The 24,420-nt window shown below is 60.5% G+C and carries 23 protein-coding genes; 6 read left to right on the top strand and 17 right to left on the bottom strand.

Features of this window, described 5'->3' with window-relative positions:
• Window positions 1–9 precede the first annotated feature (9 nt).
• From FJU08_RS16925 to FJU08_RS16935, 3 genes are all read right to left on the bottom strand, one after another.
• Window positions 10–1,035, bottom strand: coding sequence for a sugar ABC transporter substrate-binding protein (locus FJU08_RS16925; RefSeq protein WP_141150213.1), 1,026 nt, complete (start codon window positions 1,033–1,035; stop codon window positions 10–12).
• 67 nt (window positions 1,036–1,102) lie between these two features.
• Window positions 1,103–2,074 carry an ABC transporter permease gene (locus FJU08_RS16930; RefSeq protein ID WP_141150214.1) on the bottom strand — a complete coding sequence of 324 codons (972 nt, stop codon included), beginning with the start codon at window positions 2,072–2,074 and terminating at the stop codon, window positions 1,103–1,105.
• Window positions 2,075–2,230: 156 nt separating this feature from the next.
• Complete coding sequence (locus FJU08_RS16935; protein ID WP_141150215.1) at window positions 2,231–3,178, bottom strand: LysR family transcriptional regulator; 948 nt, start codon at window positions 3,176–3,178, stop codon at window positions 2,231–2,233.
• 147 nt (window positions 3,179–3,325) lie between these two features.
• Here FJU08_RS16935 and FJU08_RS16940 point away from each other — a divergent pair, with 147 nt between their 5' ends.
• From FJU08_RS16940 to FJU08_RS16955, 4 genes are read left to right on the top strand one after another with little or no spacing between them, the layout of a single operon-like run.
• Window positions 3,326–4,252: a MurR/RpiR family transcriptional regulator gene (locus FJU08_RS16940; RefSeq protein WP_141150216.1), complete on the top strand. Its 927-nt coding sequence runs from the start codon at window positions 3,326–3,328 to the stop codon at window positions 4,250–4,252.
• Window positions 4,253–4,256: 4 nt separating this feature from the next.
• Complete coding sequence (locus tag FJU08_RS16945) at window positions 4,257–4,907, top strand: cysteine hydrolase family protein (RefSeq protein ID WP_235890766.1); 651 nt, start codon at window positions 4,257–4,259, stop codon at window positions 4,905–4,907.
• 4 nt (window positions 4,908–4,911) lie between these two features.
• The gene (locus FJU08_RS16950; RefSeq protein ID WP_141150217.1) at window positions 4,912–6,228 is read left to right on the top strand and encodes a type I glutamate--ammonia ligase; all 1,317 of its coding nucleotides are present in this window, start codon (window positions 4,912–4,914) and stop codon (window positions 6,226–6,228) included.
• Window positions 6,228–6,974 (top strand): N-formylglutamate amidohydrolase, encoded by a 747-nt coding sequence (locus FJU08_RS16955; protein ID WP_141150218.1) that lies wholly within the window; start codon window positions 6,228–6,230, stop codon window positions 6,972–6,974. Before FJU08_RS16950 ends, FJU08_RS16955 begins: the two co-directional genes overlap by 1 nt.
• 3 nt (window positions 6,975–6,977) lie before the next feature.
• Here FJU08_RS16955 and eutC read toward each other — a convergent pair whose 3' ends face one another.
• The 11 genes from eutC to FJU08_RS22810 form a co-directional block, all read right to left on the bottom strand.
• Window positions 6,978–7,763, bottom strand: coding sequence for an ethanolamine ammonia-lyase subunit EutC (gene eutC, locus FJU08_RS16960; protein ID WP_141150219.1), 786 nt, complete (start codon window positions 7,761–7,763; stop codon window positions 6,978–6,980).
• The gene (locus FJU08_RS16965) at window positions 7,760–9,136 is read right to left on the bottom strand and encodes an ethanolamine ammonia-lyase subunit EutB (RefSeq protein ID WP_141150220.1); all 1,377 of its coding nucleotides are present in this window, start codon (window positions 9,134–9,136) and stop codon (window positions 7,760–7,762) included. The genes eutC and FJU08_RS16965 overlap by 4 nt, the downstream gene beginning before the upstream one ends.
• 99 nt (window positions 9,137–9,235) lie before the next feature.
• On the bottom strand, window positions 9,236–10,219 hold the full coding sequence (locus FJU08_RS16970; protein ID WP_141150221.1) for an ABC transporter ATP-binding protein: 984 nt from the start codon (window positions 10,217–10,219) through the stop codon (window positions 9,236–9,238).
• Between the two features lie 3 nt (window positions 10,220–10,222).
• A complete protein-coding gene (locus FJU08_RS16975; protein ID WP_141150222.1) occupies window positions 10,223–11,242 on the bottom strand; it encodes an ABC transporter ATP-binding protein in 1,020 nt (339 codons plus the stop codon).
• Window positions 11,242–12,213: an ABC transporter permease gene (locus FJU08_RS16980; protein WP_141150223.1), complete on the bottom strand. Its 972-nt coding sequence runs from the start codon at window positions 12,211–12,213 to the stop codon at window positions 11,242–11,244. Before FJU08_RS16980 ends, FJU08_RS16975 begins: the two co-directional genes overlap by 1 nt.
• A gap of 12 nt (window positions 12,214–12,225) precedes the next feature.
• Window positions 12,226–13,254: an ABC transporter permease gene (locus tag FJU08_RS16985; protein ID WP_141150224.1), complete on the bottom strand. Its 1,029-nt coding sequence runs from the start codon at window positions 13,252–13,254 to the stop codon at window positions 12,226–12,228.
• A 70-nt stretch (window positions 13,255–13,324) separates the two neighbouring features.
• The gene (locus FJU08_RS16990) at window positions 13,325–15,016 is read right to left on the bottom strand and encodes an ABC transporter substrate-binding protein (protein WP_235890768.1); all 1,692 of its coding nucleotides are present in this window, start codon (window positions 15,014–15,016) and stop codon (window positions 13,325–13,327) included.
• A gap of 92 nt (window positions 15,017–15,108) precedes the next feature.
• The gene (locus FJU08_RS16995; RefSeq protein WP_141150225.1) at window positions 15,109–16,050 is read right to left on the bottom strand and encodes a proline iminopeptidase-family hydrolase; all 942 of its coding nucleotides are present in this window, start codon (window positions 16,048–16,050) and stop codon (window positions 15,109–15,111) included.
• Window positions 16,022–16,612, bottom strand: coding sequence for an ANTAR domain-containing response regulator (locus FJU08_RS17000; RefSeq protein WP_141150226.1), 591 nt, complete (start codon window positions 16,610–16,612; stop codon window positions 16,022–16,024). Before FJU08_RS17000 ends, FJU08_RS16995 begins: the two co-directional genes overlap by 29 nt.
• A complete protein-coding gene (locus FJU08_RS17005) occupies window positions 16,609–17,787 on the bottom strand; it encodes a transporter substrate-binding protein (RefSeq protein WP_141150227.1) in 1,179 nt (392 codons plus the stop codon). The genes FJU08_RS17000 and FJU08_RS17005 overlap by 4 nt, the downstream gene beginning before the upstream one ends.
• Before the next feature lie 226 nt (window positions 17,788–18,013).
• On the bottom strand, window positions 18,014–18,175 hold the full coding sequence (locus tag FJU08_RS22810; protein ID WP_181409895.1) for a hypothetical protein: 162 nt from the start codon (window positions 18,173–18,175) through the stop codon (window positions 18,014–18,016).
• Between the two features lie 41 nt (window positions 18,176–18,216).
• On the opposite strand from FJU08_RS22810, the gene FJU08_RS17010 reads away from it, so the two are divergent.
• Window positions 18,217–19,206 (top strand): phosphotransferase enzyme family protein, encoded by a 990-nt coding sequence (locus tag FJU08_RS17010; protein WP_141150228.1) that lies wholly within the window; start codon window positions 18,217–18,219, stop codon window positions 19,204–19,206.
• Window positions 19,207–19,215: 9 nt separating this feature from the next.
• Entirely contained in the window at window positions 19,216–20,547 is a 1,332-nt protein-coding gene (locus tag FJU08_RS17015; RefSeq protein ID WP_141150229.1) for an aspartate aminotransferase family protein, read from the top strand.
• A gap of 77 nt (window positions 20,548–20,624) precedes the next feature.
• Here the strand turns inward: FJU08_RS17015 and nifA are convergent, their stop codons facing one another.
• The 3 genes from nifA to FJU08_RS17030 all read right to left on the bottom strand — a co-directional run bounded on the left by nifA (window position 20,625) and on the right by FJU08_RS17030 (window position 24,417).
• Window positions 20,625–22,358, bottom strand: a complete 1,734-nt coding sequence (gene nifA / locus FJU08_RS17020) for a nif-specific transcriptional activator NifA (protein ID WP_141150230.1) — start codon at window positions 22,356–22,358, stop codon at window positions 20,625–20,627.
• Window positions 22,359–22,784: 426 nt separating this feature from the next.
• Window positions 22,785–23,084 carry a ferredoxin family protein gene (locus tag FJU08_RS17025; RefSeq protein WP_141150231.1) on the bottom strand — a complete coding sequence of 100 codons (300 nt, stop codon included), beginning with the start codon at window positions 23,082–23,084 and terminating at the stop codon, window positions 22,785–22,787.
• 25 nt (window positions 23,085–23,109) lie between these two features.
• Window positions 23,110–24,417 carry an FAD-dependent oxidoreductase gene (locus FJU08_RS17030; protein ID WP_141150232.1) on the bottom strand — a complete coding sequence of 436 codons (1,308 nt, stop codon included), beginning with the start codon at window positions 24,415–24,417 and terminating at the stop codon, window positions 23,110–23,112.
• Between the last annotated feature and the right edge of the window lie 3 nt (window positions 24,418–24,420).

The raw sequence follows: 24,420 nt of genomic DNA on the forward strand, positions 1-24,420 counted from the left end.
CGGGCGAAATCAGCCGTCGATTTCGGCCTGAAGCGCCTTTAAGTCCCAGCAGCTGTCGGGCTGCAGCGTGTCCTTGGTGGTCGCCTTCAAAAGCGTGTAGATATAGGGCGAGGACGTGCCGGCCGGCTGACCGCTCTGCAGGAGATATTTGATGATGGTGACCATGTTGAAGCTTTCCTGCTTCAATTCGGTGGTGACGACCGCATCATAGGTGCCATCCATCAGCGTGTCGCAGTCTGCCGTCTTCTCGCCGCCGCCAGTGGTGACGAGGTAGATCTGGTCTTCCATACCGGCATCGCGGATTGCCGCTGCCGCGCCGGTGGCATCGCCATCCCAGAAATCGATGATGCCGCAGAGATCGGGATGCTGCTGCAGCATGGTCGTGGTGACATTGCGCGATGTGGTGGCGTCCCAGTTGCTGTCGGGCTTGGCGACGACTTCGAAATCAGGATTGTCCTTCAGGACGTCCATGATACCGGCATACTGGAACAGGCTGGTGGCGTTGACCTGATCACCTTGAACAAGGCCGATCTTCTTCGACGAATCCGGGCCGCAGCCCTTGATGACCGCCGAGGCTTCAAGGCGGCCAAGCTCGGTCCAGTCGGAGCCGATATAGGCATCCGCCTTGAAGTTGGCCGGGTTGTCGATCAGGATCACATAGATGCCTGCGGCTTGCGCCTTCTTCATCAGCTTCGAATAGGAGTTGAGGTCCGGCGACATGACGACCAGCACATCCGGCTTTTCGGCCGAGGAGATCGCTTCGGTCAGCGCCTGGGCACCGGCTTCGACGCTCCAGTTCGGGTCACGCGTTTCGAATGTGCCGCCGAAAGCCTTGACTTCGCGTTCCAGAATGGCGGCCCAGCCCTGGGCCAGGTCAAAGCCCATGGCCATCGGCACCAGCATGACCTTCTTGCCGGCAAGAGCTTCGGAATAGATGCCCGGACCCGGATCGCCAGCGGCCTGGGCTGCCGAAATGCCGGTGAAGGAGAGGGCGGCGAATGCCGCCGCGGAAAGGATGGTCTTCGTCAGTTTCATTGTCGTCGTTCCCCTGGTTCGGTTCTGGTTTCCGCCCGGATGCGTTGCCGGGCGGGCATTCAAGGCGTCAGATATCGCCCTGCTGGGCGGTCTGTTCGTCACGCGGGTTCAACAGCCCGTCGATGATGATGGCGGCGAGCAGGATCGCCGACTTGATCAGGTTCTGATAAAGAAGCGGAATATCGAGGATGGTCATCGCATTGAGCATGATGCCGATCAGCGCCGCGCCGACGAGCACGTTGCGCACGCCGCCCTTGCCGCCGGAAAGGCCGATGCCGCCGATCACCGCAATCAGCACAATGTCGTAAAGCAGCGTCGAATTGACCACGCGGGTATTGATCGACTGCAGGCTGCCTGCCGTCAGAATACCGGCAGTAAAGGCGGAAATGGCCGAGAGCACATAGCGCAGCACCATCATCGGTCTCACCGGCATGCCGGCATTGCGGGCCGCTTCCGGATTGTCGCCGGCGTAATAGACGTAGCGGCCCCATTTGGAAAAGCGCAGGAAGATGAAGGCGGCGAAAGCCAGGGCTGCGAAAATGAATACCTCGATCGGCACATCGGCAAAGCGCAGACTGCCGAGAAACTCGATCCAGTGGCCATCGGGAACCGGTACGGCATCCGTGTCGATCAGCTGCGAGCGGACAAAGCCGAAGACGAAAGAGGCGGTGGCAAGCGTGACGAAGATCGCCGGAACATCGGCATAGGCGACGAGAAAGCCGTTGATCAGGCCGATGGCAATCACGCCGGACAGCGCCAGCAAAAGGGCGAAGCCATCGGGCGTGCCGTCATTCAGCATCTGCAGATACCAGGCCACCGTCATCGCCATGATGGCGACCATGGAAAGGTCAATGCCGCGGCCGATGATGATGATCGACATGCCAAGCGCCAATATGCCGAGCACCGAGATCGAGCGGACAATGGCGACCAGGTTTTCCGCCGAGAAGAAACCCGGCAGCATCAGCGAGGCCAGCGCGAAAATCGCGATGGTGATGGCGAAAACGATCCGCTCCTGATTGAGGTTGCGCAAGAATGCCATGTCCCCGTTATGCTCCTGCTTGAAATGCCTTGTTTGGGTGCAGTTTTGTGTTTTGCACAGCCGTTAGGCAGGCTAGCGCCAAGGCGAAAACATCGTCCAATGAATAATTCAGCGAAAAATCCATGCACAAATGGCATGAATGGATGACTGGACGCTTCAGATCACCTGAAGCCTTCCGTAGCGGGCGCCGGGCAGGCTTTCTGCAGATATGGCCTGATCGGCGCGGATATGTGCGCCCAGCGCATCGATGAAACGGCGGCCATAGGCCGGCAGCGGCTGGCGCGTATTCCACATGGCACAGATACCGAATTTCACCGCCGCACCCTTGAGCGCGATCGGCCGGCTGGTCAGCCGTTCCGATGGCGGGCGGGCGGAGGAGGGCACCACGGCAACGCCGTTGCCGCCTTCGGCCATAGCAAACAGTGTATGCGGCGAATAGCTTTCCAGCACGATCTCGGCCACGGTGCCGGAAACCCGGCAGGCAGCATCGAACACCTCGCGTGAGGCATGTTTGCGGTTGAGTGTCAGGATCGGCATGGCCAGAAGGTCCGAAAGCTCGACCGGCGCATGGCTGGTGCCGAGATAGTCCGGGCTGCCGACCGCAAGAAAGCCGAGTGTTCCCAGTGGCACGGCCTCGAAAATATCGATCGGCTGTGACGGTTCGGCGCTCACGGTCATGTGCAAAAGCCCGTCCTTCAGCTTGCCGGCAAGCTCCGGCCCGCCGCCATCTTCCAGCCGGATCTCGATGCCGGGATTGTCCTGCCGCCAGCCCTTGAGAAAGGATGGCAGGTAGCGTTCGATCAGCTGTGAGCAGGCGCCGATGCGGATCAGCCCGGTTTCGCCGCGACCAATGTCATCGGCAAAGATCCTGAGATTGCGCTCGGCAACCAACACCTCGTTGATGCGCGAATAAAGCGCCTCGCCCTCCGGCGTCAGCCGGATATTGCGGCCCGATTTTGCCGTCAGTGCCACACCCAGCGACGCTTCCAGCGCCTTGATCTGACGTGAGAGCGCTGGCTGGGTGATGTTCAGCGTCTCGGCGGCGCGCGTCACATTCATGGTTTCCGCGACGGCGACGAAGGCAGTATAGTTGCGGATATCCATGATCCGTAACCCCGCTATGTTCCCTTTGTTATGGCATGAGGCTAAGCCCGCTTGGCTATCGATGTCAATATCTCTTCATGGTTGACGATATTTCTTCATTCTGTATTTTTCTCTACAGAAACGACCACAGCACGGATCAGCGCCACCATGGCAATCAGGGACATTCTTCTCAGCGGCGGCCACGCCTTCACGCCCTCGGAGGAGAAGATCGTGCGTGTGCTGTTGACCGATTATCCGGCCGCAGGCCTTGGTCCGGCGACAGCGCTGGCGCGGCGCGCCGGTGTTTCCGATCCGACGGTCGGGCGGCTGGCGGTCAAGCTTGGTTTTGACGGCTATCCGGCGTTTCAGCATGCGCTTCTGGCAGAAGTTGAAGCCCGGCTTCATTCGCCGCTTTTGATGATGGAGGCCAAGCGCCCGCCCGCGGAAGCCGGCACGGCCGGTGCCTTTGCCGCCTATTTTGCCTCGGTAATCGACAGTCTGGAAAAATCCGTTTCGGCGACGCCGCCGCAGAGTTTCGAGCGGGCGGCAAAGCTGGTGATGGATCCAAAGCGCAAGGTCAGCCTGGTCGGGGGGCGCTTTTCCGGTTTCATTGCCTCAATGCTTTCCGCCTATCTTGGCCAGATGCGCGCCGATGTTCGTGATCTTGGCCCTTTGTCTCCGGCGCGCTTCGATCTTCTTCTCGATATTGGCCGGGCCGATACGCTGATCGTGTTCGATTATCGCCGTTATCAGGCCGATATCGTTTCCTTTGCCGAACAGGCAGCCAGCCAGGGGGCGCGGATCGTGCTGTTTACCGATCCGTGGTGCTCGCCGGTCACGGAGGTGGCCGAGGTGATGATCATGACCCAGGTTCAGGCGGCTTCACCCTTTGACACGATGGCGCCGGTCATGGCTCAGGCAGAGGCTTTTGCCTCCTATCTCATTGCCGATCTCGACCCGGCCGCGCGGGAGCGGATCGAGCGGCTGGAGGCCATCAGGGACAATAACCGGGTGACGCTTGGCGGCGGCAACCGGCCGCCGCGCAGCATCGGCCCGGGCGGACAGGCGGATGAAAAACAGCAAAATGGGGAATAGTGCAATGAATTCAGGCATGCTGATGCGGCGCGATGCGCCTTATGAAAAGGGCGCGACAGCCCTGCTTCTGGTTGATATGCAGCGCATCTGGCTGGTGCCGGGGGCCGATCCGCATCATCCCGAACGCGGGGCGGACCACTATTTCTATCGCATGGCGGCAAGCGAAACCGTGCCCAATGCCATAACGCTGGTCAAAGCCGCGCGCGCGGCGGGTGTTGAGGTGCTGCACACCATCATCCAGAGCCTGACGGAGGACGGGCGCGACCGCTCGCTCGATCACAAGCTGACGCCGATCCATATTCCGCCAAGCCTTGAGGACGGGCTGCCGCTGCCGGAATTGATGCCTGCTGGCGATGAAATCATGCTGCCCAAGACCTCGTCGGGCGTCTTCAATTCGACCAATATCGACTACATCCTGAAAAATCTCGGCATCCGTCAGCTGATCATTTTCGGCATCATGACCGATCAGTGCGTCGACATGGCGGTCCGAGATGCGGCAGACCGGGGCTATTATGTCACCTGCGTCACCGATGCCTGCATGACCGCGACGCCGGAACGCCAGGCGGCGGGTCTTGCCGCCTTTTCCGGCTATTGCTGGCAGGCCGATACGAAAACGGTGGTCGAAAGGCTGAATGCGCTTGGCAAGGGGGAGTGAGGCCATGAATTACGAGGCACTGACCGGAATTGTCACCACCGATTTAACCGCGATCACGCGCGGACGTTTCGTCGCCACCAAGGCGCTGGAAAAGGTGGAGAAAAACGGCGTCGGCTGGCTGCAGGCCAATCTGTCGCTGACACCCTTCGGCACGATTGCCGATCCAAATCCTTACGGCTCCACCGGCGATCTGAAGCTGATACCGGACATGACGGCGCGGTTCCGGACGGAAAACAGCGGCGCTGAGATCCCCTTCGATATGATCTGCGGTGATCTGGTGGAGCTTGACGGCTCGCCCTGGGTCTGCTGCTGCCGCACCATCCTGAAACAGGCACTGGCGCTTCTGGAGGCTGAGACCGGCTACCGGCTGAAAGTGGCCTTCGAGCATGAATTCCAGCTTCTGGGCGCGGATCTTCCCTTCGGCCATGTGCTTTCCTTTGCCGGTCTCAGGCGGGCGGGCGGCTTTGCCCCGCAGCTGATGGCAGCGCTTGACGAGGCGGGTGTCGAACCGGAGGTGGTGATTGCCGAATATGGGCTCGATCAGTTCGAGATTACCCATGCCCCCTGTGACGGGCTGGCGGCCGCAGACCGGGCAGTGGCGATCCGCGAAATCACCCGCGAAATCGCTCAAAATAGCGGTTTTCGCGCCAGTTTCGCGCCCAAAACGGCGCTTTCAGCTGTCGGAAACGGCGTGCATATCCATTTCAGCCTGATCGACCGCGCGGGCTATCCGGCAAGTTTCGATCCCTTCGGTCCGGCCTGCATGTCAGAGGCGCAGGGGCATTTTGCCGCCGGTATTTTAACCCATATGCGTGCCCTTGTGGCGCTGACGGCGTCAAGCCCGGCCTCCTTTTTCCGGCTGAAGCCGCATAGCTGGAGTGCGTCTTATACCTGGCTTGGCGACAAGGATCGTGAGGCCTCGCTCAGAGCCTGCCCGGTATCGTCTGCCAATGGCCGCAATCCGGCCAAACAGTTCAATCTGGAATATCGCGCGGCTGATGCCACCGCCAATCCCTATCTGGCACTTGCCGCGCTGGTCCTGGCTGGACTTGAGGGATTGAAGAAGCGGCTCGGTCCCCCGCCGGTCTTTTCCGGCGATCCGGCCGCGCTTTCGGATGCAGAACGCGAAGAGGCGGGGCTTTATCGCCTGCCGGAAAATCTGCCCGATGCACTGGCGGCCCTCGCTGCCGATCCGGTCGTCTGCGGCTTCTTCGATCCGCTTTTCATCGAAACACTGATCGGCGAGAAGCAGGCTGAGTTGATTGCCTGTGAGGATTTCGATGACGATACCGTCTGCGCCCTTTATCGGGATGCCTATTGATGGGTGAAAGGCTGCAGGACTGGCCGGTGCCGGTCGAGATCATCAATGCCGGTGGCGCATCGGAATTCGTGCTGATCTGCGAGCATGCATCGCGCTTCATTCCGGCGGAATTTGAAGGGCTTGGCCTGCCGGAAACCGAACTTTGCCGCCATATTGCCTGGGATATCGGCGCGGCTGATGTCTGTCGCGCATTGGCGGTGGCACTCGATGCCCCGGCCTTTCTCGGCACGGTTTCACGGCTGGTGCTTGATCTCAATCGCCCCAAGGGCGCTCAAAGCATGATGCCGGAGCGCTCCGAGGCGACCGGAATACCCGGCAATCGCGATCTTTCCGCCACCGAGGTCGACAAACGGATCGAACGGATCTTCGATCCGTTTCACGCAACCATCGCCGATTGTCTCGATACCCGGCTAAAGGCGGGCCGGAAGACCCGCATTGTCACCATCCATTCCTTCACGCCGGTCTTTCTCGGTGTTACCCGGCCCTGGCATGCCGGCGTGCTTTATGGCGCGGCGTCGGGCTTCGGCGAGGCTCTGCTTGCAGCGCTTGGTGCGGATGAAAGCCTCGTGCTCGGCGCCAATGTGCCCTATGCGATCGATCGGGACAGCGACTATGCCGTGCCGGTGCATGGCGATGATCGCGGTATCGATGCGGCGCTGGTCGAACTCAGGCAGGATCTGGTGGCAGAGCCTGCAGGCGTTGCGCTCTGGGCTAAGCGACTGGAAAAGGCGCTGGTGCGGATCTGAGCCTCAGTCCTCCGGCAGCATGGTGCCGGTCTCTTCCTTCAGATTGACGCCGGTCAGCCCGCGGCGCAGGCCCTCGCGGGTGAGCCAGAAGGCCTTTTCGGCGGCAAGCGGCGGCTTCAGCCCGCCGGCGCGGATATTGGAGATGCAGTTGCGCTCGGCATCTGAGCGACCAACCTTCGGCGCGAAGGTCAGATAGGCGCCGAGACTGTCGACCGAGGACAGACCCGGCCGCTCACCGATTGCCATGATCACCATGCGGGCTTTCAGGATTTCACCGATTTCGTCTGCGACCGCCACACGGCCATTTTCGACAATCGCCACCGGCCCGACCGAGAGCTTTATCCTGGTGAGCATCGGCAGAAGATGGCTGACGAAACCCAGCGCGTTGGCGGCAACTGCGGTGGTTGAAAGCCCGTCGGCAATCACCAGTGCAATGTCGCACGGTTTTGCGCCAAGCGCCGCAATGGCCTCTGCCGAGCTTTCGGAAAGCCGCCGTCCGAGATCGGGGCGGGCCAGATAGGTGGCGCGGTCGGGCACCCGGCTCGTTGCGCGGATGGTCGCAAGGCCGAGGGCCTGAAGGCCCTGTTCCAGCGGTTCGGGATCAAAGGGCGTATGCACGGCATCGCGGGCGCGGGCATGCGACAGGGCAAAGGACAGCACCTCTTCCGTCGGCAGCGAGGCCCCGGACCGGCCAATGGCGATGCGGGCATCGGTGAAGCGCTTCAACCCCTCCCATGGATCGTGGATGTGGCCGCTCGTCTTGTCCCCTTTGGTGGAATTGCCGGTCATGAGGCGATCCTCAGCAGGCTCTGGCCTGCATCCTGCGGCAGAAGCTGGCCGGCCGTGTCGGTCACCTTCACCTTTTCCAGCCAGGCTTCGAATTCCGGCGCCCGTTTCAGCCCGAGCACCTGGCGCAGATAGAGCTGGTCATGGAAGGAGGTCGACTGATAGTTCAGCATCACGTCGTCAGAGCCGGGAATGCCCATGATGAAACTCACGCCGGCGGTGCCCAGCAATGTCAGCAACGTATCCATATCGTCCTGATCGGCTTCGGCATGATTGGTGTAGCAGATGTCGCAGCCCATCGGCACGCCCATCAGCTTGCCGCAGAAATGGTCCTCAAGCCCGGCGCGGATGATCTGCTTTCCATCATAGAGATATTCCGGGCCGATAAAGCCGACCACGGTATTGACCAGAAGCGGCGAAAAGGCCCGCGCCACGCCATAGGCGCGCGCTTCCAGCGTCTGCTGGTCGCAGCCGAAAAACGCGTCCGCCGAAAGGGCCGAGCCCTGACCGGTCTCGAAATACATCACATTCTCGCCGACCGTGCCGCGCTTCAGCGAAAGCCCTGCCTCATGGCCCTCGCGCAGCATGTCAAGCGATATGCCGAAGGAGGTATTGGCTTTCTCGGTACCGGCGATCGACTGGAAGACGAGATCGACCGGCAGGCCGCGATTGGCCATCTCGATCGAGGTCGTCACATGGGTCAGCACGCAAGATTGCGTCGGGATCTCGTAGCGGGCGATAATCTCGGCCAGCATCTCGACGAGATCGGACAGCACCGCGACATTGTCGGAGGCCGGATTGATGCCGATCACCGCATCGCCGCAACCATAAAGCAGCCCGTCAACAATCGAGGCGGCAATGCCCATGCGGTCGTCGGAGGGATGGTTCGGTTGCAGCCGCACGGCCAGGCGGCCGGGAAGGCCGATCGTGTTGCGAAATTTCGTCACCACCCGGCATTTCTGCGCCGCCAGGATCAGATCCTGATTGCGCATCAGTTTGGAAACGGCGGCCGCCATTTCCGGTGTGATACCCGGGGCGATGCGGGAGAGCACAGTGCTGTCGGTCGTGTCTGACAGCAGGAAATCGCGAAAATCGCCGACGGTCAGGTGTGCAATTTCGGCAAAGGCGCGCTGATCATGGCTGTCGATGATCAGCCGCGTAACCTCGTCGTCCTCGTAAGGGATCAGCGCCTCTGTGAGGAAGGTGGACAGCGGCAGTTCGGCGAGCGCCATGCGTGCGGCAACGCTTTCTTCGGCACTGTCGGCGGCAACGCCCGCCAGCCGGTCACCGGAGCGCAGCGGCGTTGCCTTGGCCATCAATGTCTTCAGGTCGGCAAAACGCCACAGCGTTCCGCCCGCCATCATCGCATAGGTCATATTTCACCTGATCGCGGCCCTTAGGGCCGTCCGTTCCCCGTGTCTTGTCCGGGAATTAATGCAGATTTTGCGGCGCGAAGGAAGAAGCCATGACGAATTTTACGATCCGGCCGCCTCCAGCGGAAAGTGACAGGCAACCGCCCGGCCATCGTTGCGTTTTGCCAGCTGCGGCCGCTCGGCGCGGCATCGCTCCGTCGCCAGCGGACAGCGGGTGGAAAAGACGCAGCCTTTTGGCGGGTTCATCGGGCTCGGAATTTCGCCGGTGAGCAGGATACGCTTGCGCTTGCCGCGATTTTCCGGCTGCGGGATCGCCGAGAGCAGTGCCTGGGTATAGGGGTGCAGCGGCGCGGCATAGAGCGCGTCTGTCTCACCCGTTTCCATCAGCGTGCCGAGATACATCACCGCCACCCGGGTCGAGACCTGGCGGACGACGGCGAGATCGTGGGCGATGAAGACATAGGTCAGGCCGAGTTTTTCGCGCAGCTCGGTGAAAAGATTGACGATCTGCGCCTGGACTGAGACATCGAGGGCCGAGACCGGCTCATCGGCTACGATCAGTTCAGGCTCCACGGCGAGTGCTCTTGCAATGCCGATCCTCTGGCGCTGGCCGCCGGAAAATTCATGCGGATAGCGATCGAGATATTCCGGGCGCAGGCCGACCAGATCCATCAGCTCGTCCAGCCATTCATTGACCGCCCTGCCGCGGCGCAGTCCGTGCACCCGGACGGCATCGCCGACAATATCACGCACCCGGCGTTTCGGATTGAGCGAGGCGGAGGGATCCTGGAAGATCATCTGCATGCGCCGCCGCACGGGTAACAGCGAGTGCTCGCCGGTTCTGGTGATGTCGGTGCCGTCAAATTCAAGCCTGCCCGCCGTCGGCTCGTAAAGCCGGGTGAGGCAGCGGCCGAAGGTGGATTTGCCCGAGCCGGATTCGCCGACAAGGCCGAGCGTCTCGCCCTTCATCACGTCGAGGCTGACGCCTTCAACGGCGTGAACAATGCGGCCTGAGCCGGGGCGGATCGTCTTGCCAACGGTGAAATGCTTGGTCAGGTCGACAGCGGAAAGCAGTGGTTTTTCCATGGATTATGCCTCCGCCATCCGGTTGGACCAGGCAATGCGCATGGCGTCTGTTTCCTTGTCGTCAAGCACGCAAAGCGCGCTGTGGTCCTTGTCACGGCGGATCGGCGGGCGGGCGGTGCATTCCTTCCGCGCATGGGGACAGCGCGGGGCAAAGCCGCAGCCGGCGGGAATGTTTTCCGGGGTTGGCGGCATGCCGGGAATAGAGGAAAGCCGGGCAAGCTTCGGTCCCGTCAGCGGCGGGATCGACGATAGAAGCCCGACCGTGTAGGGATGCATCGGCCGCTCGAACACCTCTTCCGTCGTACCCTTTTCGACCATGCGGCCGGCATACATGACATGCACCCGGTCCGCGACTTCCGCCACGACCCCCATATCATGGGTGATGAGGATGATGGCCGAGCCGAATTCATCGCGCAGCCGCAATAGCAGGTCCAGCACCTGTGCCTGCACGGTGACATCGAGAGCCGTTGTCGGTTCGTCGGCGACCAGAAGGGCGGGGCGGCAGGCAAGCGCCATGGCGATCATGGCGCGCTGGCGCATGCCGCCGGAAAGCTGGTGCGGATAGCGGTCGACGGCCTCGTCAGGGTTTGGCAGGCCAACCGAGGCAAGCAGTTCGACGGCCCTCAGTCTTGCGGCTTTCTTCGAGACGTTTTCATGGGCGCGGATCGCCTCGGCGATCTGCCAGCCGATGGTATAGACCGGCGTCATCGCCGTCATCGGATCCTGCGAGATCAGCCCGATCCCCGCGCCGCGAATGCGCCGCAGCTCCCGGTCCGGCATTTCGAGGATATGCTTGCCGCGAAACGAGACCGCGCCTTCGACAAAGGAGGTCTTGCGGTCGTTGAGGCCCAGAAGCGACATCAGTGTCACGGATTTGCCCGAGCCGCTTTCGCCGACAATCGACAGGATCTCGCCCTTGGATACGCTGAAGGAGACATCATCGATCGCCTTCACCCGACCGCGGTCGGTGGCAAAGGAAACGGAAAGGCCCTGAACATCGAGAAGTGGTGTTGTCTCGCTCATCAGCGGCCCCTCACGCGCGGATCAATCACGACATAGAGAATGTCGACAATGGCATTGGTGACGACGACGAAGAAAGAGGCATACATCACGGTGGCAAGGATCATCGGCAGGTCGAGATTGAGCATGGCCTGATAGGTGAGGCGGCCAACACCGTTCAAGCCGAAGACCACTTCGGTAAGCAGCGCCGCTCCGCCGACCAGCACGCCGAAATCAAGCCCGAACATGGTGACAAAGGGGATCATCGACATGCGCAGCGCATGGCGCAGCATCACGCGTGAGGGTGCAAGTCCCTTGGCGCGGGCGGTGCGGATATAATCCTCCTGATAGGCCTCGACCAGATTGGCGCGCAGCACCCGGCCGTAAATGCCGATATAGAGTGCGGCCAGCGTGAACCACGGGATCACCAGTGTCTTGAACCAGAGCCAAGGCCCGTCGAAAAACGGCTTGTAGCCGAGGCCCGGCACCCAAGAGAACAGCCAGGTGTCATGGAACCGGCTCTGCGAGACGAGGTTCATGATCTCGCCGAACCAGAAGACCGGCATCGACACGCCGATCAGCGCCAGCACCATCAGCCCCTTGTCGATCACCGTGTCACGGGTGAGTGCGGCCAGCACGCCGACAATGATGGAGCCGATGACCCAGAGGACGGCGGCACCAAAGACAAGGGACAGGGTAATCGGCGCCGCATTCATCACCTGCGGCACGACCTTGAGGCCGCGATTGACGAAGGAGGTCAGGTCCTGGGTGACGAAGAGCTTCTTCATCATGATCACGTACTGGACCGGCAGCGGCTTGTCGAAGCCGAAATCGGCGCGGATGGCCTGCACGGTTTCCTGGGCCGCATTGCGCCCGGCGATACGCGCCGCCGGATCGGAACCCGGTGTGGCGAAGAAGATCAGGAACACCAGAACGGAAATGCCGAACAGGACAAAGACCATCTGGGCAAGGCGCTGGAGAATGGCAAGGATCATCTCTTTTCTCCCTCAGCGCAGCTTGGTGCGCGGATCAAGCGCATCACGCACGGCATCGCCCAGAACATTGAGCGCGAGAACTGTCAGCACGATCGAAATGCCCGGCGCCAGTGACACCATCGGACGCGTATAAAGCAGCGACTGGCCGTCCTGAATGATTGTTCCCCAGCTGGCATCGGGGGCCTGCACGCCGATGGACAGGAAGGAGAGCGCGCTTTCGGTGACGATATTCAGCGCCATCATGATCGGGATATAGACGATCAGCGTTGTCGTCACATTGGGCAGGATATCCTTGATCAGGATACGCCAGCGCGGAATGCCAAGTCCGCGGGCGGCGAGCACGAATTCGCTCTCGCGCATCGCCATCACCCGGCCGCGCACCGGACGGGCGATATAGGGCACATAGATGATGCCGATAATGCCGATCGGCAGGATCAGGCTGCCGGAGGTAATCTCGAAGGGGCCGATGACAAAGCCCTGCGAGAGCAGCACGATCGACAGCGAAATGGCGAGAAGATAGACCGGAAAGGCCCATAAGACATCGAGAATGCGCGACAGAACCATATCAACCCAGCCGCCGAAAAAGCCCGCCGTCACGCCAATCGCGGCGGCGAGCACCAGACAGATCAGCGTTGCGGCAGACGAGATCAGCAACGAATTGCGCCCGCCATAGAGAAGGCGCGCGGCAACGTCGCGCCCCTGCGTATCCGCGCCCAGCATATACTGGCCCTGCCATGTCGGCCCGATTGGCGTGACGCCGAGACCCAGCCCGGTGGTCGAGGCCTGCATGACCTTTTCCTTCTTGCCGTCAAGCGTGATCGATCCGTTGAGATTGGAGCGGAACGGATCGGTCTGGGCGACATAGCGGGCATAAAGCGGCGCCGCGAGGCAGGCCGCAACAATGGCCACGAGCACGATAAAGGAGGCAATCGCCGCCTTGTCCCGCAGCAAAATGGTCCAGGCGCGGCGAAACGGGCTCTGACCGGCGCGCGGTGCGGCGTCGGGCTCGCCTTCGGGCTGGGCGGCAAGGGCTTCGGACATTCAGTCTTCCGTCATCTTGAAAGGAAAGGTGCAGGCGCCGGAAAACCGGCACCTGCTGTGTCGGATCGGGTTACTGAACCCAGGACTGATCGATCACCCAGCGGAACTGGTTGGAGAACATGAAGTTTCCAACCCGCTTCGCGGTGAAATCGACATTTTTCGGGGTAAACAGCGGTGCAACCGGTGCCTCGGCCATATAGGCCTTGTCGATATCAGCCCACATGGTGTTGGCGCTTTCCGGATCGGTGATCGCCGTCTGCATGGCGTCCGTCATCTTGGCGTCGATATCCTTGTTGCAATAGCCGGCGATGTTGATCGAGGCATCGCTGCCCGGCGTGAACGAGGCGCAGGACAGAAGCACGTTGAGGAAGTTCGAGGCTGCCGGGTAATCCATGTACCACTGCGACACCGAGATCTGGACGTTGTTGTCCGTGTTCTGGATGTAGGTGAACTGGATATTCGGCGAGATCGCCTTCATCGTTGCATCATAGCCGAGATCGGAAAGCACCGACTGCAGATAGGTGCCGATGGCGCGCGACGTTGCCGTGTCTTCGGCGATCACGGTGACCTTCTCGCCGGCCGTGCCGGATTCTTCAACCAGCTGCTTGGCCTTTTCCATGTCCGGTGCAGACCAGCTCTCGCCCGGATCCTTGGTGTAGATGCAGCTGTCGACATGGCCGGGGAAATCCGGCGGCAGGATCTGGCAGGTTGGCTGGGCCAGAACCGGGCCGCCGAAAATGTTGACCAGCGCGTCACGGTCGATGGCGTAGTTCACGGCCTGGCGAACCTTGACATTGTCGAAGGGGGCCAGATTTGTGTTCATCGGCGCATACCAGAAGGCAGCCAGCGGATTGACGTGGACCTGATCGGCATATTGGGTGCCAAGCTCGTTCAGACGGTCAGCCGGCGGGGCATCGAACATCCAGTCGATCTGGCCGTTCTCGATCGCCGTGATCGCGGATTCTTCCGTCATGCCGAAACGATAGTCGATCTCGTCGGGGAAGCCGTCGGGCTGGGCGTCAGCGCTCCATTCGGCAAAGTTCGGATTGCGCTTCAGCACCATCTTGTCGTTCGGATCGTAGCTCTCGATCATGTAGGCGCCGGTGCCGGGAATATAGGCGGTGCCGGCATCGGTTGCAGGCGTATCAGCCGGCAGGATCGAGGCATGCGGAACGGCAAGCTTGTCGAAGAACTCCGAATCCGGCTGCACCAGATGGAAGGTGATGGTGTTGGCCGCGTCATCGGCGACAATCCCACCTTCCAGTGTGCAGTTGTCCGCATCGGCAAGGCATTTGTCGGCACCGACGATATTGTTGTAGAAGCTGCCCGAGGTCGGGCCGTGGATCTTGAAGATGCGCTGGAACGAGGCGACGACATCTTCCGGCGTAACCTCCTTGCCATTGGCAAATTTGATGCCCTTGCGCAGCGTGAAGACATAGGTCTTGCCGCCATCCTGGGGCTCGGGAATGGCCTCGGCCAGATCCGGCACGATTTCAAAGCCATCCGCGCGCGAGGCCTGCTTGAACTTGACCAGACCGTCATAGAGCATCTGGAACACCTGCCAGAATTCGGCGGTGTAGTTGACATGCGGGTCGATGGTACCGGCGGCCGATACGGCCGAGAGCGTCATCGTGCCGCCGCGGTGGGCGGCCATCAGGTCGGCACGCTCATCGGCATGGGCAATGCCGGAAAGGGCAGTCTGGCTCAAAAGGCCGATGGCAAGCGCGGTGCCGGCCATGCGGATCGTCTTGGCGAAGGTCATCTGGCTGTTCCTTGTTCTTGTGTCATGGTTGTTGTTTCAGTTTTCATGCGTCGGGGCGGGCGGCAGGGCTGCCACCCGTATTGCAGTAGAGGTCAGCAGGTCTTTTCATCGAGATAGGCGGCAACCGAAGCCATGCAGGCTGCCCGCTCTTCGACATGCGGCATATGCGATGAGTTGCCGAAGACGATCCAGCGCACATCCGGGATCTCGTCGAGATAGGGGGTGACACAGGCCTGCGTCGCCTCGTCATGACGGCCGGAAATCAGCAGGGTCGGGGCGATGATGGTGGAAAGCCTGCCGATGATCGACCAGTCTTTCATCGTGCCGATGACATGGAATTCATTCGGGCCGTTCATGGTGTGGTAGACGGTCGGGTCCTCGTCGATCTGGTCAAAGGTATGCTTGACCTCCGGCGGCATCGGCACGATGCGGCAGACATGGCGCTCGTTGAAGACGTCCGTTGCTGCCTTGTATTCGGCGCTGTCGGTGGTGCCGGCCGTCTCATGCTTCAAAAGCGTTTCCTGCACATCGGCGGGAAGGGCTTCACGCAGCCGGTTGGCTTCCGAAATCCAGGTTTCCATCTTGGCAGGAGAATTGGCAATCACCAGTGCCTTCAGGCCTTCCGGCTGGTCGACGGCGAATTCCGCTCCGAGCATACCGCCCCAGGACTGGCCGAGCAGGCAGTAGCCGTCACGGATGCCAAGATGATCGATCAGATTGTGCAGCTCTTTCTTGAAGAAATCGACGGTCCAGAAATCGGCGCCCTTTTCCGGCAGATGGGTCGATTTGCCATTGCCGATCTGATCGTAATGGATGACGGCGCGGCCGGTCTCGGCAATATCCTTGAAGCTGTCGACATAATCATGGGTGCAGCCGGGGCCGCCATGGGCGATGATCAGCGGCGGTTTGCCGGATTTGAGGTCACCGGTAATCCGGTACCAGGTCTGGTAATCGCCATAGGGCGCGAAACCTTCCACGATCGTCACGTTTTCTGCTCCTTTTTCCTCAGGCACCACGCCTGGTATGTCCGTCATCGCGGCAGATCGCTTCTGCCGCCTCCTCGATTGTCATCCGCCAGGTCATGGCGATGGCACGCAATGTCTTCATCGCCGCCTGTTCGTCGCGTGCCCCGTCATGCATCAGCTTCAAAACCGCATGCACGACAGCCGGGCGCTGTCTGAGCCGTGTTTCAAGGGCACGAATATCCTCTGTCCGGGTCCTGACGGCTTCAAAGGCGTGGGCGGCCATCAACAGCGCCGAATAGACCCCGGTCGAGCCGATCGGCTTCATCAGATGCGCGTTGGAGCCCTGCGACAGCGCCCATTCGATCCGCCCCGGCGCTTCCGAGCCGACAAGGGCGATCAGCGGCATGGGGGCAAAGCCGGCCGGCCAGGGAAACTGACCGTCATGGCCGCTATCGGCATCGAAGAAGATCACATCGGCGCTCGCATCGGCCTCATCAAGTTGTGGCCAGACATGACGGACGGAAACATGCAGCATTTCCAGTTGTCGGGTCAGCTGATCAACCGAGGAATGCGGCGGATGCAGGATGATTGCCCGCCACGCGGCGAGGTCGGGACGGCGGCGCTGGCTCATTTGATCACCGTCAGCCGGCCGGTCCAGTCGCTGTCCCTGTCAGGCGGCGGGTTAAGGGCGGCGCGGGCCGCGGGCGAGGCCAGATAGGGGTCGGCTGGAATCGCAGCCTCGCTGGAGGCGAAGATGGAAAAGCGCCCGTCCGTCCCGGCTTCCGCCAGATGATAGGGCAGGGCGGCATGCAATGTCTTGCGGCTGATGCTGATCGGGCCGATTGGCGTTGAAAACTGCCGGGCGGTGACGATTTCGCGAATGACGGAAGGGTCGTCACTGCCAGCCTCGGCGATGGCCTGGCCAAGGATGGCAGTGGCCGAATAGACCGAGGCAAACGGTGAGGAAATTGTCTTGGCGGCGCCGAGGCGCTCGCTCATCCGGGCCTTGAAAGCCCGGTTTTCCGCCGTGTCGAGCGCATCGAAATAGGGAGCTGCGGTGATGTGGCCGGCACCATCGCCGCCAAGCGCTTCAAGATCGACATCGGTGAGATTGCAGGAAATGACAGGCCGGTTTTTCGGCGCGAAATCGGCATTGTCGCGTCCAAGGGCGGCATAGGCGCGGACAAAGGCGCTCTGGCTCTCGCCCACCAGATTGGAGAGGATGAAATCAGGACGCTTGTCGATGATTTCGGCAATCAGATGCTCGGTGGTCTGGATGCCGAGCGGCAGGTAACGTTCGGCCAGAATCGTACCGCCCTTTGCCTCCACCAGTTCGCGGGCAATGCGCGCCACTTCCCAGCCCCAGATATAGTTGGACCCGACGATGAAAACCCGCGATCCGTAGCGCGGCAGGACATGGGCGAAAAGCGGCAGAAGATGCTGGTTCGGGCAGGCGCCGACATAGAGCGTCCGGTCGCTCGCCTCATAACCCTCATAGGGAAAGGCATACCAGAGCAGCCCTGCATGGCGCTCGACCACGGGGATGACTTCCTTGCGGCTGGAAGAGGTGATGGTGCCGACAACATGGCGTGCACCGGTTCGGATCTCGGCTTCGGCAAGCGTGGCATAGAGCGTATCAGAGCCGCCAGGATCGGCAATATGCGGCTCCAGCCGGATAGCGAGGCTGTCATCGGCATTGATATCGGCAATGGCGGCAAGGCCGCCAGCCAGCGCCTCGCGTCCGAGCGCTGCATAGGCGCCGGAGGTCGAAAACAGCAAGGTGACAGGGTAAACCGGAATTGCCATCGAAAACGGGTGCGCTCTTTAAAAACAAAAAACCCCGGCCTCATCCGCAAGCGAATGATGATCGGGGCGCAATTGCCATCGGCCAACAAGGGCCTGTGATGTTTCCAACATTAGGAGCAGGTGAATTTCTAGTCAAGTGAGGTTTTTGCCTAAAAAACGCGCTTTATGGCGATTTCTGCGAGATGCCACATTTTTCCTGCGATACCACACATCTTTTGGGGTCTTTTCATATCTGGCGCACAGATTGCTCCAAAAGGACACATTTTTTAGGATTTTTCATCCCAATCAATGGTGTAGTTGCCGATGAGCCATTCAAATAGTCGGTGCTTTTTCCATGGTCAGGACTTTTAGGTTGAGAGATTTTTGTTGCAGATGCAACGGCAATCATGTTGTATATCCCAAAAATGGGGAACGACAGACGGTTGGCGAATGCTCTACAGCGATGATTTTCTCAAGCGGCTTGAAAACGGTGTGCGTGGCGCGATCCCGAACTGGGGGATGCCGGCAGATATGCAGGTGAAACTGCTTACCATTTCTGAAAATGCCACCTATCTGGCAGAAGATTCGGCAGGCGGGGACAGGATGATCGTGCGGGTCCACCGGCCGGATTATCATACGCGCGAGCAGATCCTGTCCGAACTGGCCTGGATTACGGCGTTGCGCGAAGACGGCGTGGTGGAAACCCCGCAGCCGATTGCCACGACCGGCGGTGATTATCTGACCCAGTTTTCCGATGGCGAGCATCAGCGCCACGCTGTTGCCTTCTCCTTCATGTCGGGCAGCGAACCCGATGCCGACAGCGACCAGGTGAAGTGGTACGGACGGCTTGGCGCCATCAATGCCCGCCTTCATGGCCATGCGCGGCAGTGGCAAAAACCTCAGGGCTTTGATCGCAAGGTGTGGAATTTCGACACCATTCTCGGCCCGTCAGCCCATTGGGGCGACTGGCGTGACGCCCTTGGCCTGACGGCCGGCGGCAAGGCGGTGCTGGAGCGGACCCATGAGATTCTCAAGGCCGATACCGCCCGCTACGGCGAAGGTGAGGATCGTTTCGGCCTGGTTCACTGTGATATGCGGGCCGCCAATCTTCTCGTTGATGGCGACCGGCTCGGCGTGATCGATTTCGATGATTGCGGGCTGAGCTGGTATGCCTATGACTTTGCCGCCGCGATCTCCTTTCTTGAACATGAACCGGTCGTGCCGGAACTGATGGCCTCCTGGCTTGATGGCTATCGCAGCGTTGCGCCCTTTTCTGCCGAGCATGAGGCGGCGCTGCCGATGTTCATCATGCTGCGGCGCATGCAGTTGACCGCCTGGATCGCCTCGCATGCCGAAACGCCGACGGCCGAGGCCATGGGCACGGATTATACAGACGGCACGGTGGCACTCGCCGAGCGCTATCTCAGCAATCATCATTGAGGAAATCCCATGGGCATGCATGAAGGCATTCTCGATCACAACCGCTTCGATCCGGCCAAGGCCGGGGAGCTGGAAGGCCCGCTTGCCGAGCGGATCCGCGCGCGTTCGGCAACCTTCGGACCAGCCTCGGTACTGTTTTACGAAAGACCGATCGAGGCAGTCCGTGCCGAGGGCGCCTATATGTATGACGCCGACGGCAAGGCCTATCTCGATACCTATAACAATGTCCCCTCGGTCGGCCATTGCCATCCGCATGTGGCAGAAGCGATTGCCCGCCAATCGGCAACGCTGACAACGAATACCCGCTACCTTGTGAAAATCGTTGAGGATTATTCGGCGCGGCTGCTTTCAACCTTCCCCGGTGACCTGTCCAATGTGATTTTCACCTGCACCGGCAGTGAGGCCAATGACATTGCCATGCGGATTGCCCGTGAGGCGACCGGCAACAAGGGGTTCATCGTTACCGAGGCCGCCTATCATGGCAATACCGCCTTCGTGACCGAGATTTCGCCCGATATTTCGCGCAATCGCAAACCGGCCGACTGGGTGCGGGTCATCCCGGTGCCATCGCTGGCAGATGCGCCGGATGGTGATGTTGCTGGCTGGTTTGCAGCCAATGTGAAAAAGGCTGCCGAGGAGCTTGCCGAGGCCGGTTTCGGTCTTGCCGCATTCTTCGCCGACTCCATCTTTTCCAGCGATGGCATTCACGCTGATCCGGCTGGTTTCTTAAAGCCGGTGGTGGAAGCAGTGCATGACGCTGGTGGCCTTTATGTTGCCGATGAGGTTCAGCCCGGCTTTGGCCGCACCGGCGGCGGTCTCTGGGGTTTCATGCGGCATGGCATCGAGCCTGATATCGTCACCATGGGCAAGCCGATGGGCAATGGCTTTCCCATGGGCGCCTGCGTCACCCGCCCGGCCCTGTTGCAGGCCTTTTGTGCCGATACCAATTATTTCAATACCTTCGGCGGCAATCCGGTTGCCGCAGCCGCTGGTATGGCAGTGCTGGATGTGATTGAGGGAGAAGGTCTGGTAGACAATGCCAGGCAGACGGGTGCGCTGTTTCTCGATCAGCTAAAGGGTCTCAAATCCCGGCATGGCCGAATTGGCGCGGTGCGTGGCGCCGGCCTGTTTGTCGGTCTCGATCTTGTCGACGGTGCCGGTCAGCCGGATGCAACCCTGTCGAAAAGGGTGATCAATGCGATGAAGCTGAAGGGGGTTCTCGTCGGTGGCGCCGGGCGTTTTGCCAATACGCTGAAGATCCGCCCGCCGCTGATCTTCACGCCGGAGCAGTCGGAATTTTTTGTAACGGCGCTTGATCAGGTTCTGTCGGAAACCAACTGATCGCCGGAAAGCCGCGCACGAAAGCACCGCATCGACGAAGCGACGCGGTGCCTCGGACCACGCTGGGGAAAGCGCGATCAAAACCGTTTCACCGGTATGTCATGGCGGCGCAGCGCATAGCCAACCTGGCGCGGCGTCAGGCCCAAAAGCCTGGCCGCCTTGGCCTGCACCCAGCCGGATTTTTCCATCGCCTCAATCAGTCTCTCGCGCTCCGTCAGCCGTGCGCCCTTGGCGGGACAGCTCGGATCATCCGGGTCGCAGGCCTTGCTGGCATCGCTATAGGGATCGGTCGGTAGCGGGGCTGCTGGTGCCGGATGTGCTGCCGATGATGGCGGCGCGCCCATTGGCATGGTGTGGCCTTCCGCCAGGGCCGATATCTGCTCACTGCCGCTCATCGGATGGCCCGGCCCGGTCCACAAAAGGGCGGAAAGACAGTGGCCGCTCGAACAGGCGAGATCACGCGGCTGGATCACCGCGTCGCGGGCAAGGGTTGCTGTGCGCTGGACGCAGTTTTCCAGTTCGCGGACATTGCCGGGAAAAAAGCATTTCGACATCAGGTCGAGCGCGCGGCCATCAAAACTCAGATGACGGCGGTTTTCCTGGTTGAAGCGGGAAAGGAAATTTTCCGCCAGCGGCGGAATATCGCCGGCGCGCTCGCGCAGCGGCGGCAGGATGATCGGCACGACATTGATGCGGTAATAGAGATCGGCACGGAAATCGCCCTTGCGCACGGCGTCTTCCAGATCCTTGTTGGTGGCGCAGATCAGCCGCACATCGACCTTGATGGTCTTGTTGCCGCCGACACGCTCGAACTCGCCCTCCTGCAGCACGCGCAGCAGCTTGGCCTGAAAGGCAGGCGAAATCTCGCCGATCTCATCCAGCAAAAGCGTACCGCCATTGGCGATCTCGAAGCGCCCCATGCGCTGGCTGGTGGCACCGGTAAAGGCACCCTTTTCATGGCCGAAGAGCTCGGATTCCAATACGCTTTCCGGCAAGGCCGCGCAGTTGAGTTTGATGAAGGGGGCATCCTTGCGTTTGGAATGGGCATGGATCGTCTGGGCAAAAAGCTCCTTGCCGGTGCCGCTTTCACCACGCAGCAGCACGGTGGAATTGGTCCCGGCAACGATCTCGACCATTTCCAGCACGCGCCTGACCGCAGGCGAGGAGCCGACAATGCCGCTTGCCTTGCCATCAAGGCTGGCCTTGCGCAGCCGCCGCCGCGAACCATCCTCCAGCGATTTTTCCAGCCGCCGCTGCTGTTCCAGCATGCGCTGGCGATCCTCGCTCAAAAGCCGGTGCAGGCGGATTGTCTGGCCGACAAGATTGGCGACCATGGTGAGAAAGCGCACATCATCGTCATAGCGGAAGATGTTGGAACCGTCGCGCTCGCGGTCGATCGACAGTGTGCCGAGCACCTTATAGGCCGCCTTGACCGGCACACCGATAAAGGCGATCGGCTTGCCGTCGCGCTGCTTGTGAAACAGACCGCTCTCCGCCACATCGGGTATGACCAGTGGTGTTGCGGTGGCGACGATCTCGTCAATTACGGCCTGCGGCACAGGCGGATTGTCTCCGGCATCTTTCGGCAGCGATGTGCCGGCAATGGCCGTCAGTTCCGGAAGCCCGCCTTCATCAATCACGACAATCGCGCCGCCGCGCATCTGCAAGAATGAGGACAGGATATTGACGACATTGGCGAGCGTCAGCTCAAGCCGGGCGGGTTCTGCGAGAATTTTCGAAATCTCGTAAATGCCGCTCAGTGAAATATCGGCCGTGCGCGCTGTGCGCTGAGTTGTATTAGCAAATGCCATGGCCACCGCCTTTTGCCGTGCGAAAGGCGCAACAGGCGCTTCGCGACCGCATCAATCTGGATGCCATTCGACAGCGAAAAGTCCCGGGCGGTGTCCTCAAGGAGCGTATTTTTCTGATTTCCCACAAGGATAGAATGGTTCTCATCATTGTCAATTAAGAATCGTCAAAAAGCCCGAAAATACGGGATTTCCTGACAATGCAACGTGCCGGAGACCATCCGGAGCCAGGCATTTCATCAGAGATTCGAACAGGATAAAGTCTGATCAAAAAATCGATTTTCGAACATGGCTTCAGGCCGATCTGGTATTGCAATGCAAAAATCCTGTTCTAGCCAGATGCTGCGACAGCGCTCGACCAAAACGTGTAAGCGCTGTCGTCAGGCCAGGCTGCTGGCGGGGCTCGCCTGGCTGCCGCGGGATGATCGGTCAGCCGAATTTGAACAACACGCCATAGCCGCCGCGCGGCCAGTTCCACTGAATGTCACCGGCGGCTTCACACAAAACCCGGCAGGTGCCGCATTCCATGCAGCCATCAGCGGTGATTTCCACCTGGCCCTTGTCGTTGAGTTCATAGCATTTGGCCGGGCAGACCTTGGTCAGCGCCAGAAGATTGGCGCTCGGCGTCTCATGCGGCATGACCTTGATATGCGGGCGGCCGACATCGACCAGATAGCGGTTCTGATAGAGCTTGTCCTCGACGCGGACCTTTTTCACCATGGTTGTCATTGTCGTCTCCGGGGTCTGGTTGGTTTCAACGCCAGGCAAAGGCAAAGCGCACGGCATCGGACATCAGCCCGACGGCGGAGCGCCCGCGGATGAAACTCTTCATGATCGAAAGCTCGGCCGTGCGTTTCGGCGTGCCGTCGACGCGCAGGAAATTCTGCATCGCCTTATTGGTGAGCTCGGGATAGGTGAGAAAGAAGTTCTTCGAATTGGTATGCATCAGCGCCGGCATCTGCTTCAGCTTCTTCAGGTCCTTCATGACAAAGGAATTGTCGAGCTTCTTCTTGTAGAGTGCCAGATTGGCGCTGGTCATCGGCTCATGCCGGGTCTTGATATCGAAGATGGCCTCCGCCGCCATGCGGCCGGAGGTCATCGCCAGGTTGGAACCTTCGCGGTGAACCGCATTGTTGAAATGCGCCGCATCCCCCACCTGTACCCAGCCATCGCCATAGAGTTGGGGCACGGCCTTGAACCCGCCTTCGGGGATCAGATGGGCCGAATATTCCTTCACCTCGGAACCGGCAATCAGCGATCTGATAGAGGGATGGCGCTTCAGCACCTCCAGCATCTCATAGGGGCTTTCCTGCTGCTCGGCGAATTCGGAGACCAGACAGCCGACGCCAAGCGAAATGGATTCGCGGTTGGTATAGAGGAAGGCGAGACCGGTCATACCCTTGGAGAAAGTGCCGATCGCCTCCACCACCACGCCCTCATTGCCGGTGAGGCCAAAACGCTGGCAGATCACCTCTTCGGGCAGGAAATGCATTTCCTTCACCGCCAGCGCCACGGTTTCCGCCTTCGGCGTATGGCGCAGCCCGGCGCGGGTGGCAAGCAGCCCGTTGACGCCCTCGGCCAGCACCACGACATCGGCCATGATCGCGCCGCCGGTGCGGTCGGTCTTGACCCCGATCACCTTGCCTTTTGTGTCACGGACAAGTTCGGTCACGGTGGTTTCGCAGAGCACGGTCGCACCGGCCTCGCGGACCTTTGCATTGAACCACTTGTCGAATTGCGAGCGGATGATGGTGTAGCGGTTCGGCTTTTCTTCGTTGAAGTCATCGGACCGGTACTGCATGCCCGTATGCGAGCTATCATTCATCATGAAGAAACGCTGTTCGACGATATGGCGCTCCAGCGGCGCATCCTCGCGAAAATCCGGAATGATCTTTTCCAGCATGTTGGCATACATGATGGCGCCCTGGACATTCTTGGAGCCGGAATATTCGCCGCGTTCCAGTTGCAGCACCTTCATGCCTTTCGAGGCCATGACATAGGCTGCTGCATTGCCGGCCATACCGGCACCGACGACGATGGCATCGAATTTTTCATCAATCATGGT

Source organism: Martelella alba (assembly GCF_006516955.1).
Taxonomy (GTDB): Bacteria; Pseudomonadota; Alphaproteobacteria; order Rhizobiales; family Rhizobiaceae; genus Martelella; species Martelella alba.

Bases quoted from the DNA above. Each gene is read 5' to 3' on its own strand.
- FJU08_RS16950 (WP_141150217.1), top strand. From the start codon at position 4,912: ATGAATTACGAGGCACTGACCGGAATTGTCACCACCGATTTAACCGCG.
- FJU08_RS17010 (WP_141150228.1), top strand. From the start codon at position 18,217: ATGCTCTACAGCGATGATTTTCTCAAGCGGCTTGAAAACGGTGTGCGT.
- FJU08_RS16965 (WP_141150220.1), bottom strand. From the start codon at position 9,136: ATGACCTATGCGATGATGGCGGGCGGAACGCTGTGGCGTTTTGCCGAC.
- FJU08_RS16975 (WP_141150222.1), bottom strand. From the start codon at position 11,242: ATGAGCGAGACAACACCACTTCTCGATGTTCAGGGCCTTTCCGTTTCC.
- FJU08_RS16930 (WP_141150214.1), bottom strand. From the start codon at position 2,074: ATGGCATTCTTGCGCAACCTCAATCAGGAGCGGATCGTTTTCGCCATC.
- FJU08_RS16985 (WP_141150224.1), bottom strand. From the start codon at position 13,254: ATGTCCGAAGCCCTTGCCGCCCAGCCCGAAGGCGAGCCCGACGCCGCA.
- nifA (WP_141150230.1), bottom strand. From the start codon at position 22,358: ATGGCATTTGCTAATACAACTCAGCGCACAGCGCGCACGGCCGATATT.
- eutC (WP_141150219.1), bottom strand. From the start codon at position 7,763: ATGACCGGCAATTCCACCAAAGGGGACAAGACGAGCGGCCACATCCAC.
- FJU08_RS16980 (WP_141150223.1), bottom strand. From the start codon at position 12,213: ATGATCCTTGCCATTCTCCAGCGCCTTGCCCAGATGGTCTTTGTCCTG.
- FJU08_RS16990 (WP_235890768.1), bottom strand. From the start codon at position 15,016: ATGACCTTCGCCAAGACGATCCGCATGGCCGGCACCGCGCTTGCCATC.
- FJU08_RS16945 (WP_235890766.1), top strand. From the start codon at position 4,257: ATGAATTCAGGCATGCTGATGCGGCGCGATGCGCCTTATGAAAAGGGC.
- FJU08_RS17000 (WP_141150226.1), bottom strand. From the start codon at position 16,612: ATGAGCCAGCGCCGCCGTCCCGACCTCGCCGCGTGGCGGGCAATCATC.
- FJU08_RS16925 (WP_141150213.1), bottom strand. From the start codon at position 1,035: ATGAAACTGACGAAGACCATCCTTTCCGCGGCGGCATTCGCCGCCCTC.
- FJU08_RS16955 (WP_141150218.1), top strand. From the start codon at position 6,228: ATGGGTGAAAGGCTGCAGGACTGGCCGGTGCCGGTCGAGATCATCAAT.
- FJU08_RS16940 (WP_141150216.1), top strand. From the start codon at position 3,326: ATGGCAATCAGGGACATTCTTCTCAGCGGCGGCCACGCCTTCACGCCC.
- FJU08_RS17005 (WP_141150227.1), bottom strand. From the start codon at position 17,787: ATGGCAATTCCGGTTTACCCTGTCACCTTGCTGTTTTCGACCTCCGGC.
- FJU08_RS16995 (WP_141150225.1), bottom strand. From the start codon at position 16,050: ATGACGGACATACCAGGCGTGGTGCCTGAGGAAAAAGGAGCAGAAAAC.
- FJU08_RS17030 (WP_141150232.1), bottom strand. From the start codon at position 24,417: ATGATTGATGAAAAATTCGATGCCATCGTCGTCGGTGCCGGTATGGCC.
- FJU08_RS22810 (WP_181409895.1), bottom strand. From the start codon at position 18,175: ATGATTGCCGTTGCATCTGCAACAAAAATCTCTCAACCTAAAAGTCCT.
- FJU08_RS16935 (WP_141150215.1), bottom strand. From the start codon at position 3,178: ATGGATATCCGCAACTATACTGCCTTCGTCGCCGTCGCGGAAACCATG.
- FJU08_RS16970 (WP_141150221.1), bottom strand. From the start codon at position 10,219: ATGGAAAAACCACTGCTTTCCGCTGTCGACCTGACCAAGCATTTCACC.
- FJU08_RS17015 (WP_141150229.1), top strand. From the start codon at position 19,216: ATGGGCATGCATGAAGGCATTCTCGATCACAACCGCTTCGATCCGGCC.
- FJU08_RS17025 (WP_141150231.1), bottom strand. From the start codon at position 23,084: ATGACAACCATGGTGAAAAAGGTCCGCGTCGAGGACAAGCTCTATCAG.